This is a genomic window from Thalassolituus oleivorans MIL-1 (genome assembly GCF_000355675.1).
GTDB classification, from domain to species: domain Bacteria; phylum Pseudomonadota; class Gammaproteobacteria; order Pseudomonadales; family Oceanobacteraceae; genus Thalassolituus; species Thalassolituus oleivorans.
This window is the reverse complement of the sequence record NC_020888.1, coordinates 1572546-1586380: the sequence shown is the minus strand read 5'-3', so window position 1 is coordinate 1586380 and position 13835 is coordinate 1572546. Positions and strand designations below refer to the sequence as shown.

Annotated in this window: 6 protein-coding genes; 2 read left to right on the top strand and 4 right to left on the bottom strand. The window is 47.2% G+C overall.

The features are described from left to right. Window positions 1-21: 21 nt before the first annotated feature. From recD to TOL_RS07085, 4 genes are all read right to left on the bottom strand, one after another. Window positions 22-1959, bottom strand: a complete 1938-nt coding sequence (gene recD, locus TOL_RS07105) for an exodeoxyribonuclease V subunit alpha (protein ID WP_015486631.1) — start codon at window positions 1957-1959, stop codon at window positions 22-24. Next, on the bottom strand, window positions 1959-5750 hold the full coding sequence (gene recB, locus TOL_RS07100) for an exodeoxyribonuclease V subunit beta (protein WP_015486630.1): 3792 nt from the start codon (window positions 5748-5750) through the stop codon (window positions 1959-1961). Before recB ends, recD begins: the two co-directional genes overlap by 1 nt. Continuing rightward, on the bottom strand, window positions 5747-9196 hold the full coding sequence (gene recC / locus TOL_RS07095; protein WP_015486629.1) for an exodeoxyribonuclease V subunit gamma: 3450 nt from the start codon (window positions 9194-9196) through the stop codon (window positions 5747-5749). The genes recB and recC overlap by 4 nt, the downstream gene beginning before the upstream one ends. Before the next feature lie 862 nt (window positions 9197-10058). Then, entirely contained in the window at window positions 10059-10529 is a 471-nt protein-coding gene (locus TOL_RS07085) for an NADAR family protein (protein WP_015486627.1), read from the bottom strand. A 163-nt stretch (window positions 10530-10692) separates the two neighbouring features. Between TOL_RS07085 and TOL_RS07080 the strand changes: the two genes are divergently transcribed. Together TOL_RS07080 and TOL_RS07075 are read left to right on the top strand one after the other, a co-directional pair. Further along, window positions 10693-11040, top strand: a complete 348-nt coding sequence (locus TOL_RS07080; RefSeq protein ID WP_015486626.1) for a DMT family protein — start codon at window positions 10693-10695, stop codon at window positions 11038-11040. A 605-nt stretch (window positions 11041-11645) separates the two neighbouring features. After that, window positions 11646-13799 (top strand): glutamine synthetase III family protein, encoded by a 2154-nt coding sequence (locus TOL_RS07075; RefSeq protein WP_041588436.1) that lies wholly within the window; start codon window positions 11646-11648, stop codon window positions 13797-13799. Window positions 13800-13835 lie beyond the last annotated feature (36 nt).

The window sequence follows — 13835 nt, the reverse complement described above, 5'->3', positions numbered from 1 at the left end:
ACTATAAGGATATTGCTCTCTCTAATTAGACCACAAAGCTTGCCGTAAACCACTGGCCCGCTCGACCCTTGTAGCAACGCCCGACTGCCAACACGGCAAACTGGTTAAACACTGAAAAGAGACTTTGGCCCGCGTAATGGCGGTATAAATAAGCTCTCGGCTAATCACCGTTTGCCACTCTAACGGCAGTATCAAATACACATGCTCAAACTCCGAACCTTGGCTTTTGTGCACTGTCATGGCAAAGGCGGTTTCATGTGGTGGTAAACGACTTGGTAGTAGATAACGCATAGCGCCATCACTGGCAATAAAGGCTACGCGATCTTCTCCTTCATAAGAAACTAAAATCCCGATATCGCCGTTAAATAATCCCAGATCATAATCGTTACGGGTAATCATCACCGCCCGCCCCGGATACCACGCGCTATTACTACCGGAAGAACTCGCCGGTAACATACCCGTCTCTTTAAACAGACGTTCAATCTGGCGATTAGTTTCTTCAACGCCAAATTGCCCTTGGCGCACTGCTACCAGCACTTGAAAATTGTTAAAGCACTGCAATATTTCAGCAGCAGATGCTTGCTCTCTTACTGCGCGACAATAATCTTGATATCCAGCAATCACGCGCTGTTGCCACGGTAACACGCGTAACCGGCCCTCAACGGCACTGTGCCAAGCAATCGCTAAATCATCATATTGCCCAAAAAGAGTCACCGCCTCGTCGCTATTACCCGTATTCACCGCCGCTGCTAAACGGCCAATGCCGCTATCTTTATTAAAGCGATGGGACACGCGTAAATGCGCTACGGCATTCTGCATCGACGCATATGCTCGATCAGCGACCGCCGTTAAATCAAATCCAGTAATGCGACTGAGACGCTGCGAAAATTCAATATCCGGTGCATGACTGGTGCCCGCATCACATAAATCCGCCAGCACACTGCCCGCCTCCACCGAGGCTAACTGGTCTTGATCGCCCAATAATATAAGCCGCGTATCGGCAGCTAATGCTGAAAATAAATGCGACATCATGGGTAAATCGACCATAGAGGCTTCATCGACCACCACGCAATCATAGGGTAACGACCGACCTTGATGATATTTAAATCCGCGCGGCGACCAACCCAATAAACGATGCAGGGTAAAACTCTCGTCGGGAATTCGCTCGCCATTGGCAACACGATCACGAGCATAGCGAATCGATTCTGTCATACGTGCCGCTGCTTTTCCTGTGGGCGCAGCCAAAGCAATACTTAAATTCGGATTCTGGCTTAACAAAGCGCTTAACAGCCGCGTTACAGTTGTCGTCTTCCCTGTACCTGGGCCACCGGTAATCACAGTAAAGCGCTGCAAGCAGGCACTGGTTGCTGCCACGGCCTGCCAATCAACTACTGGCGTATCACCACCATCGGATGATGGAAATAATGTTCGAATTGCCGTCGCTAATTCGTCATCGTTAACTAAAAGTGCATTATTTAAGCGCTGTTGAATATGATTAAACACTCCACGTTCGTAGCAATAATAACGCGACAAATATAAGTTGCCTTGAAACAAGGTTAAGGGCGGCTGTTCTTCTGCGCCGGTGTAATCCTTTTCATCTATATTCTGATCGGCAATATGGGCAATAACGTGGCAATCAGCCAGCAATACGTTGAGATCAACTGGCTTTGGCCAAAGGTTTTGCCATTCGGGCAACGGACTTCGCGCCAAAGGTAAGCACACTTGCCCTCTACCTAATACCAAACTCACACCAGCGGCAGCCAAAAATAATGTCGTCGCCTCGGTTTGTGTTAACGGCTGAGAACGCTCTTCTCTTCGTTGAAATTCGTAGTCGACAATCTGCTTGGCAAGTTGCACATCAATACTGCGCAAGCGACCCCGACTTAACATAGCGTCGATTAAAGTCGAAAACTCGGTATTCAGCAGAGTCGTATTTAGCAGGAGTTTTTGTGTTTGCATTATGCATCAACTCCCAATAATACCTTGCGCCATTGAGCCAGTGCGGTTAAATCCGGCGGCAAATAAAACACACCAGCGTGATTAGCCTTCGCTTGCTCTGCTCCATCAGATGCTGAAGACCTTGGCACGCTCGGCTCTGCGCCAAATAAATCGCCCTGCATGGCATTAACCGATTTGTTCACCGCTTTTTGTTTTTTCGCATCGACATCTGGCATCACAATGTCATCGAATACCTCACCCGTGAACTCAGTAATCATGCCACGTAAATACAAATAATAGGTGCCACCTAAATGCTGCTCTGGCGAATAATTCGGTAAGCGCACCCGCAACAGTTGATCCAACGCCACTGTATAGATCCATGCCTGAAGGTCGTAGTTGTGATCTTTCATCGATTCCCGAAGTGACTCTGGCTGATAATTTTCAGCCGAATTACCCAAATGATTCGATTTATAGTCAGCTACGTAATAACGTCCATTTCGACAAAAAATCAAATCAATGAAGCCTTTTAAATAGCCTTGTAAACTATCAAATTGTAGGGCGCGTTCTTCAAGCAAGCGATTCACCTCTGCCGAACTGAGTTGTGCAATCGGTAAATGGAATTCCATTTCATCTAGACGCTCATCACGCTTCAGCTGAGCTAAGGAAAATTCGGATTCAAATTCTGAAACCAGAGGACATGTCACCACTTGTTGCAGCCACTGCGCTAGCGCTGGTTCAAGTTCGATATCTAAACCAAAATGCTGCAATTGCTGTAGGCAGAGTTGGTGTAACTTAGCCGCATCGACAAAATCCCAAACTTCCAATATGGCATGCAAACAGGTACCCGGTGTGGCCCCTTTAGGGAAGGACAACGCCGCTGGAATATTCGCTTGTTGTATATCTATCGTTGAGTCATCAATTGCGTACGGACTTGCGAGCCGAAGACTCTCGGCTTCGACGTCGAAAGTCGGCTGATCCGTCTGCTCCAATATCAACGCATACACCCCCGTGGGCGCAGCATGGGCATGACTCGCCGCCGTTAACTGGCTGTAACTGCTCACTCGCCATAAGTCACGAGAGTAACCGTTAAAATGATTCGCAGTTATCGTGGCATTCGTATCGCTGATATTAAAATCGTCACTGCCCAGCCACACAGGCATTGGCCCTTGATAAATAACCTCGCTATTAAAGTCAGCAATGTCACCACTAACATCACATTGCAACAAATAACCGAGTGCGGAGAAAGCCAGTTGCGGAACATCTTTCTTTTTCGAATCCGCAGTACTGACCCAAATAAAACAGGCATGACGCGCACGGGTTAACGCAACGTACAGCAAACGTAAATTCTCGGCGGTGTTATCGCGAATTTGTGCATCTTTGGCTTTTTGATCGGGCGCAAGATTAATCACTAAGCCTTGTTTATCGTCAACGTAATGCGCTTCGCTTTGCGAGAAGGGTATAAAACTGTCTTCCCAAAGATAGGGCAAAAACACTAAGGGATATTCCAAACCTTTAGATTTATGAATGGTGACAATATTCACTAGGTTTGCATCACTTTCTAACCGCAATTGCGCTTCTTCACCGCTGCGCTCTGTGGCAAATACCTGATCACCAAACCAGCGAATTAATGCCTGATGGCCGCGCAAACGGCGACTGCCCTGCTGTAGCAATTCACCTAAGTGCAATAAATTGGTTAAGCAGCGCTCACCATCGTCTTGGCTGCGCAAGCGCACCGCACGCTGATCATCTTCCAGCCACTGCATCATGGCTGCCATCACACCGCGCTTTTGCCATAACTCGTGATATTTAAACATCACGCTTAATTGCTGTTCCCAAGCACGTTCATCATTTAATAAATGATCGAGTCTATCTGCACTCAAACCATAGGTTTGAGTACTTAGTGCCGAACGCACGGCGCGCTCATCGCTTGGCTGCGCAATGGCTTGTAACCAAGAGAAAACATCGCGTGCCTCCTGCGAATCGTAAACGCTATCGCGGGTTAAAAAGACACTACCAATCCCTAAGCGACTTAATTCATGGCGAATACGCCCCGCTTGCTTGCGCGAATACACCAGCACAGCAATATCACTGGCTTGCACTGGCTTGTTATCGGGCGACTCACCGAACGAACCGCCGCCCTGCAATAAAGCCTGAATTTGGCTGGCACATTCAGCGGCGACACGAGCACGCTCAGCCGCCCTTGATTCGCCCGCACCGCCTTGCCATAAATGCAATAAGGGCAGAGCTTGTGCTGTACTTACTGTGCTTGCCGCATTTTGCGCACTGAGCTGTAAACCGCCATCATCGCGCCGACCACTCGCTGCAACCGACATAAATTTAATGTCGTCGTCGAAAATAAACGGCTTAGCATGCGCTTGCCATAATTGGTTAACCGCTGCAACTAAACCACTGTGACTGCGATAGTTGGTATCTAAGGTAAAACGGCGCTCATCCGGTAAGCTGCGGCGCGCTTGAATATAGGTAAAAATATCCGCGCCACGAAAACCGTAAATCGCCTGCTTAGGGTCGCCAATCATATACAAGCCATAACCCGGCTTGGCGTCAGCGGATTGATACGGATAAATACGGCTAAAAATACGATATTGCAGTGGATCGGTATCTTGAAACTCGTCGATCATAGCCACCGGATACTGAGCGCGAATATGCGCGGCCAATAACTGGCCTTGGGGGCCGGCAAGGGCTTGATCTAATAAGCGTAATAAGTCGTCGGGCGTTAATGCCCCTGAGCGTTCTAATAATTCTAAATAACGGGCTTTTACCGAAAAATACCAGCTTTGCTGCAACGCTAGGCTTAATTGATTCGCCACCGGTAAAAAGGCATCCACTGCAGCAAATAACGCATGGGTTGGCGCTTCGCCTTTTTTGGTTTTTTCCAATAGTTCTTCTTGGCCAAAGCGATACAGATTCGCCGTCGCTGGCAAACTAAAACCTGAGGTTAAATAATCGTTGGCTTGCTCTAACCAGTTCGGCAAATGCTTTTTACTGTATGAACGCTTATCCACACCCGATTGCGCAATGAGATCAGTAACATCAGTTGCACCAAGGCTATGCCACAATTCAGCTACGCGTTGATATAAGGCTTCGGCCTTGACCCACTCTTGCTCCAACTCAAATGACGTATTGGCTTTGACAATATTCGGCGAGAAAACAAAATCAGGGCGCGATAACCAATTGCGAATCAAGCTGAATAATTTATCGGGGCCGCTAAACTGCGAGCAAACAAAGCGACTTTGATCTAACCCTAAGGGATAACTGCTACTGCGCCAGACATCTTCGCAGGCTTGTTTTAAATAATCGCCAGCATCCAGTACTAACTCGGCATCGAACACCACAGCGCTATCGAAGGCGAATTGCTTGAGCATGCGCTGGCAAAAACCGTGAATGGTATAAATCGCGGCTTCATCCATTTGCGATAAATTAAGCTGTAACCACTTAGTTAATTCGCGCGAGGTTAGCGTCGCAGAATCGGAATGCGCAACTTCCGCTAACCAACGATCTAATTCATGGGTCGCTTCTTCACCGGCGTTTAACGGTGCTTGCTGGCGCGACAAGACGTGCTCGAAGGTTTCGCGAATGCCCTCACGAATACGCCCGCGTAACTCTTCGGTGGCGGCACGAGTAAAGGTCACCACCAATATTTGATCTGTGCCTAAGCGTGGCAAATCCGAACGATGCGCCAACAGTAAACGTTTATACAATTGGGTAATGGTGTAGGTTTTACCCGTGCCCGCACTGGCCTCGATTAACGATTGGCCTTGCAGTGGGAATTGATCAATATTGAGGCGCTTCATAAGTCGCCTCCATTTTTATCAAAACCGGAATCACCATCGGCACTGGTATCGTGGGCTTGAATCGGGCTCATCAGCCACTGCCATTTATCCAGCCAGCTTGCGCGTAATTCGTCATCGAGTAATTGTCGTGGCAAATCCGGCAGGCAACGCTGACTTTCGATTTGAGCAAACTCGCCGATATCACGGTTCAATTGCTCGACAATAATTTTATCGTGTTTTTCTTCATCATTTTTTAGCAGCGTCCAGAGTATGTCGGGCAGTTGATCGCTCGGCTCACACCAGTGCTGCCAATACAGAGCTAAACATTGCTGCACATAGGCCACGGCCTCGGCATGCGATGGCGCACTTAAGTGTTGCTCCAACAGCTTTTTGTTGTAGCCAAAAATATCGGCACCAGTAATTGAGTTTCCTCCATCACAGGCAACAATAAACACTAGATCTAGCCACAAAGATAATAAGTGGCTGCCGCGAATATCGCCGACGCGGTAATGCAATAATCGCCCAGCGAATACTTGCTGTAATTCACCCTCAATCGTTGTGGTGGTTAAACCCACATTGGGGATTAATGCCTCACACTCGATACTCAACGAACGCGACTCTGCCGGTGCCGCTAAATGACTTTGCAAAGCTTCAATTAATTCCGCGACATCTTCGACCAAACCTTCACCGTGCACTTGGCCAATATTATTAACCGGTAAATGACCCAAGGCTTGTTGTTGCTGGGTAAATTCGAACACATTGGCATCGTGGCCAGAAAGCGCTTGATCCACTAGTTGATTGCGTAATTTATAACGCTCTAAACCATCGAGATTAAACGGTTCTTCGTTGGTGTGTTCTTGCCAATATAAATTTAAATCGGCTTTTAAGCGGCGACGTAAAAAGAATGCAGATGGCTTAAGCAACGCCTCTTTAATATCTTTCCACGCCACCGTGCGCGTATCGAGATCAGCAGGAATATTCAACGGCGCTGTTAAAAATGCCTGCGCTGCGCGATTGGCATCCACTGTTTGTGCGCCCACATTCGCCACCGCGGCCCACAAAGGATGATGGCTTATCACACTGCGAGGATGCGTAGGCTGATATACCGCTGAGCTGAACGGCTGCAAGGGTAGCTCTTCGATGAGCCAATTGTGCATCTGCTCGCGGCTTTTGCGCGCGGGTAAATCTGTGCAATCGGCAAGGCAAAAACCATCGCAGATATAATCAATTAATTCGCTCACCAATACCGACGGTTGCAACTCGCTATTTTCGCGGCTATCACGACCACGATAACTGATATAGAGTTTTTCTTGCGCCGAGCACAGCGCTTCTAAAAATAAATAGCGGTCGTCGTCGCGACGGGAGCGATCCCCACGACGCGATTTCCCTGACACCATTAAATCGAAACCAATTGGTGTGACTTGGCGCGGATAATCTTGGTCGTTCATACCCAGCATGCAGACAATTTTGAACGGAATAGAACGCATCGGCATCAAGGTACAAAAATTCACAGGCCCAGTTAAAAATCGTTGCCAACCGCCCTGTTGCCCTAATTGCTCGTTAAACCAGGTTTTAATCACCGCCGCTGGCAAGTCGCCATCGTAAGCGGCATCTGCTAATTCCTGACGCCAGCGCTCTATGGCATCGCGCACACGCTGCAATGTCATGGTGTCGTCTAAATCGGGTAGATATAAATCATTTAATAGTTGCGGTAAGGCGCTTAGCCATTCATCCACGTTATGCGACTGGCTAAAAAAGTGCTGCCAGTTTTCCAAAGCATCAACAAAGCTCAGCAATTTACCCAGCAATTCTGCGGCATTACCTTCCACTGCACTGACCGGCCAATCACCCTGCCAGTGGGTTGCTTCGTCGCTCGTGCTGTTAATATCCGGCAGCATTAAACCCAGCAATAATTGGCGCAAACCTTTGCGCCAACTGTTTTGCTCGAAATTCGGTAAGCCCAATTGCTGACGATGATTGCCATCCAAGCCCCAACGAATTTGCGCGCGTTCGAACCAATCGCGCAATGTATCTAACTCGTTTTCGTCGATATCAAAACGACGACGAATGGCGGCAACATCCAGCCAGTCTTGTACATCGGTGAGCAATAACCGGCTGTCGGCCAAGCCCATTAAACTGATCACGCTATCGAGTAAGGGGTTTTCGCTCACCATGGATTGGTCGGCAATGGCCCACGGAATACGCTGGCCTTCCGGTGCGCTGGCGAATACCGCATCAATGTAGGGCGCGTATAAATCAATATCCGGTACCATCACCACTATATCGCGCGGATGCAAGGTGGCATCGGCACTTAACCAAGCCAACAATTGATCGTGTAAACGCTGCACTTCGCGCAAGGCACTGTGCCCAGCAACAAATTGCACACTGGTATCGTTAGCCGCCACCACTTGCTTAAACTGACTGTGCGTTAACGCCTCTTCGCCATAGGCCAAGGCTTGGCGATCAAATAATTCTAAAATATCCGCCTGTACTTGCTTGAGCATTGTTAGCCCAGTAGCGGCGGGATCAACCCAAGCTTCCACATCGGTAACGCGGCCATCCTCCGCGCCATCGTGAACTAAGGTTAAAAAATCTCGACCCAAACGGCCCCACGAGGCTAATAACGGATTACCACGTTCTAAATACTCTGCGGCCTCCGGCTGCTGGCGCAAAATTCGGGCTTGGCGGCGATCATCAACAATATCGCCCCAGAAATTACGGCAAGGATTAAGCAAAAAGAAATGCACGTCGATATGATCCGAAATCGCATTCAATACCTGCCAATACGACCCCGGTAAGGCAGCAATACCAAACACAAACAGACGCTTCGGCATAGACGCTAAGCGTTCTGGGTGTTGCCCTACCAAATCGCTGAGCTGCTCTAACAAGCGCGCGCGGTGATCTAGGCTATTGCCCAAGGCTCTAGAATCAGCAACCAAAGCGCGCCATAAATGCGGCTGCCACGGCTGCGAACTGACATCGGTATCATCGACCTTATCGTCGCCGCGCTCCCACGCCAGCAGCCAATCAGGTCGATAAACCAAATATTGATCGAATACGTCGGCAATTTTATGCGCTAACTGATAGCACTTAATGCCTTGTTCATCGTGCTCTAGATAATGCTTAACCGGCGCAAATAAGCCGCCATGCTCAGGATCACTCACCAATGCCGGCAGCAGACGCATCAACTTCCAAGCCATTGCCTGCTTATCAAAATGCGAACGTTCGGGAAGCTCAGGCTTTAACTGGTTAAATACTGTCCAGACGTAAGACGACGGCAGCGGGAAATCGACCTGCGCCGCAATGCCCAAACCATCGGCCAACTGCAACTTCAACCAATGCGCCATACCCTGACTCTGCACCAGAATCGCCTCCCGCGCCAAAGGACTAGGCGGCTGCTCGCGCATCAGCGCAAGCATAATGCCCTTTAGAACATCGAGATCATTGGAATGATAAAGCCGAAACATACAATCCTTGAGGTATTGGACATGAGCCATAAGTGCATAAACAAGGCTTTAGATTACCAGAATTTGACCGGGATGAAGACCAATCAATACACTTGGCAAACAACTCCAAGTGATCACTCAAAATCAACTGGGGCCAATCTGAAAGTTGATCTTAATTGCCGCGCCTGCAGCGAATACCTACTATGAACATATCGGGTTTAGTTATAATCCGCGCTGTTGGGTATTAGAACGCGACGCTTGTATTAAAAACTAAAAAATTAAAATGGTACTTAATCAATGGATTCACTAATAGATTCCCAAGAAATCCTTAAACTCTTCAAGAACACGATTGGATATGTTTTTTGCATCATTCTTATCTTTGAAGGCACTAAACGTATATTCCTAAAACCAAGACGTAGATATTCATTTCTTCTTTTATCTCTTGGGATTTCATACGTAATGATCTCCAGCACAGCTTATTTTCACTATGCGAATAAGTTTGAAAAGGTATCGAGACCATCAGATAAATTTAGTCTGAATCCTAACATCCCCGAGGACTGGAGAGCCGAATCACCCCCAGACGAGCGAGAAAATTACTCGAAAATAATGGCGAGATTTTACTATAATGAAACAGGCTCTTTGATCAATTACGTCGATCAAACCGGAACTTGGAGGCCGTATTGCCCCACCGATGATGATGTAAAAATGAGAGATGTAAATATAGAGTATAAATTTAAGTTAAAAAACCTAGAAAATAGTTACCGTAAAGCTGCTTGGAACTTGATAATAACGGCCATTTTCTCTGCTTTATTTGGATTTTTAGCCTCCAGAAAGATGATCTAACGCTAATCATCAAAAAGTGGGAGATCTGTTTCACTCCCGCTCATATGCTCGCCTTCTCTGCCAGCAACTTTGCCCTAATGCCCATCAGCAATTTACCAAATTCATTGTCACCGCGCATATCGCGGCCACCGCCCCAGAAGTAGTCGTACTGGCTGACTTCTTTAATGGCTAGATCGCCAGAATTCAGCAGCACTTGTGCCACATCCGGATGGGTACGGCATTTGATGTAGGTGCCGCGGGTCATGTAGGTGACGCTATTCTTTTTCCAGTTTTTGCGTTTTTGGTGTTTTCTACTTTTGCCTAGTTTGGATGCTTCAGCCGGATGAGACGCCTGGCGGATTTGTTCGCGATACTCGGCATCGTCGAACTTCATGGCTTGGTAGTAGTGCTCTACCGAGGGCCATTCAAAACCATCCAGCTCAAATGCATGTTTAGAATATGAGGCTAACGGATGGGTGGCATCATCGCGTGTTAGGGTCAGTAGATTTTCATCTTGTCGATCAAAAAACATAGCGCGTTTCCAAATAGATCTATAGCAGACGAGTATTATATAGACTTCTTATTGGAAGTATTCAGTCATTAGGCGTTTTCGAAAAGATCGATATATTATCGGTTGAGTATTGATCAATTGAGTGGTTAATTAACGGTTTCTTGCCAAGCGTCATTAGTCAACCATGAACCCAATTCTCATCTCCATCGGCCTGCTCTTGTGCAGCAATGTATTTATGACCTTTGCATGGTATGCCCATTTAAAAGAACTCAACAATAAGCCGTGGATTATCGCTGCCCTGGTAAGCTGGGGAATTGCTTTACTGGAATATCTATTTCAAGTGCCTGCCAATCGCATTGGCTATACTGTTCTAAGTGTTGGGCAGCTAAAGATCATTCAAGAGGTTATTACTCTTACGATCTTTATTCCATTTTCCGTTATGTACTTAAAAGAGCCTTTAAAGCTAGATTATCTTTGGGCTGGTATATGCTTGTGTGGCGCAGTGTACTTTATGTTTCGGGATAAATTATAAGCTGACTACCATCGACTCTTTAGCCCTAAAAGACCTTAGCTTTGAAGAAATCTGCATTAGACCAATCACTATCTATACAGGGCGTTTTTGCTTCTGATGTGGGCCCACCCGCACTCATGCTAAAGCTCGATGACCTAGGGTACCACCCAACATCCATATGGCAGCAGACAACCCGATTGGAGTTTGCTTCATTGGCGTCAGAATTTTCTTCTCTTCTGATGAATATTAGGTGAGGAAAATAAAAAAACATTTATAATCGCACTTTCAAACGCAATAGGTTTGATGCCGTATGTAGCCGTCAGTTTGGCCACTATAGACTTACGGAGTTGAGAGGACAGACTTACTGACGTTTGTAGTCTAGAGTTGCTTGAAGTAACACTGTACTATTTTGCACATCATAGGCATTTTGTACTTTCAACCATTCAGATCGTAAGTGTCAGTACTAGGTTTGCGCTTTGACTACATTGCGATCTACACCTAAAGCACCAAATCCAGCCATTGGTTCAGTTATTGCAAATACAGTACAGCACTTGGCCTATTGAGCTGTATATCGGCCACAACATGCAAAAATCCACACATAAAAGATGATTCTTCAGGGGAAGTATATGAGCGGTAGTCAATCTCGTTTTAACGCAATTGCAGACATTAACAAAGCAGTACCATTTGAAACCAAAATGACTGATTCGCTGAAGAAAATCTGGGCAACCGATGTTTTCAGCATGGCGCAAATGGAAGAGTCGCTATCTAAGTCTGCCTATAAGGCTATGAAGAAAACGGTTCAAACAGGCGCTGCCTTACCTAACGACGTAGCCGATGACGTAGCGGCCGCAATGAAAGATTGGGCAATGGCCAAAGGTGCAAAATTTTTCTCGCATATTTTCTACCCAATGACGAACGCTACTGCTGAAAAACACGATGGTTTTATCATTACCAATCCAGAAGGCGCTGCGATCACCGAATTCTCTGGCAGCTTACTGATTAAAGGCGAGCCTGATGGTTCATCGTTCCCGAACGGCAGCCTACGCATGACCAATGCCGCGCGTGGTTATACAGCTTGGGACCCGACCAGCCCTGCCTACATTATGCATACGCCTAACGGCGCTGTGCTGATGATTCCTAGCGTATTCATGTCTTGGACTGGCGAAGCACTGGATAAAAAAATCCCCCTATTACGTTCTAACGCCGCTATGAACGCCGCAGCACAAAAAGTGCTTACGCTGATGGGTGAAGAAGAGATCGCAACCCTGAACTCAAGCTGTGGTGCCGAACAAGAATACTTTTTGATCGACGAACGATTTGCCAATGCACGCCCCGACATCCTATTGGCAGGACGCACCTTATTTGGTGCTTCACCAGCAAAAGGTCAGCAATTTGATGATCATTACTTCGGTGCAATTCCTGAGCGTGTTCAAGTTTTCATGCAAGACTTCGAAGATAAACTGTATCGCTTAGGTATTCCCGCCAAAACGCACCACAATGAAGTGGCGCCTGGTCAGTTTGAAATTGCGCCTTACTTTGAATCCGCCAACATTGCATCCGATCACCAGCAATTGTTAATGACCCTGATGAAAACTACGGCTAAGAAGCATGGTTTTTTCTGCCTGCTTCATGAAAAGCCATTCGCGGGCGTCAATGGTTCGGGAAAACACGTTAACTGGTCTGTCGGTAATGCCACTCAAGGTAACCTACTCGATCCAGGCAGCACGCCAAACGACAACCTAAATTTCTTGCTATTTTGTGGCGCAGTTATTCGTGGCGTGCACAAGTTTGGTCCGTTATTGCGTGCCGTTATTGCTTCCGCTTCCAACGATCATCGTTTAGGCGCAAACGAAGCGCCGCCGGCGATTTTGTCGGTTTACTTAGGCGACCAATTAGAGAAAGTATTCGACGACATCAAAACGGGCGCTCTGCATGTGCCTAAGAGCGGCGGTCTAATGGATCTTGGCTTGGCGCAAATTCTTAAGTTTGAACGTGATCCGGGCGACCGTAACCGCACATCACCATTTGCCTTTACCGGCAACCGTTTTGAGTTCCGTGCAGTGGGTTCATCGCAATCCGTTTCTGGCCCTCTGGTCGCGATGAACACTATGCTGGCAGATTCACTAGAATGGATCGCTGAAAAGTTAGAAGCTCAATTAGAAAGTGGCAAAGACAAAGCCGCTGCGGCTTTTGCCGTTATTAAAGAACTGATGGAATTACACAGCAACGTGATTTTCGGTGGTGACGGTTATTCCGCTGAATGGCATAGAATGGCGGTAGAAGAACGCGGCCTAAGAAATGCGCCAACCACTGCTGATGCATTACCAGCGCTGAAAGAGAAAGAAGTGGTCGAGCTATTCTCAAACACTGGCGTACTGACACCAACAGAATTGGCAAGCCGTTTTGAGGTTTATGCTGAGCAATACGTTCTGTCGGTTGAAGTAGAAGCTAAGCTGGTCATTGAAATGGCAACCACTATGATTTATCCAGCGGCGGTTAAATACTTATCAAGCATGGCGTCCACCGGCTTTACACTGGAACACTCTCCGGCAACTAAAGTCGCTGCAGCCGCGACCGCGATGATGGCATCTGTTGAAAAACTCAGTGCAGCACTAGAGTCTGAGCACTTTGATACTACAGAAGCACACATGAGTTTCCTGGCCGCTGATGTTCGTGCATTAATGGTCGATATTCGTACTTCGGCCGACTTGCTTGAAACACTCGTTGCCGACGATTTATGGCCACTACCGAAATATCGCGAAATGTTGTTTATTAAATAATATTTAATAACAGATTAAATTAGGTAGATTTAAAGC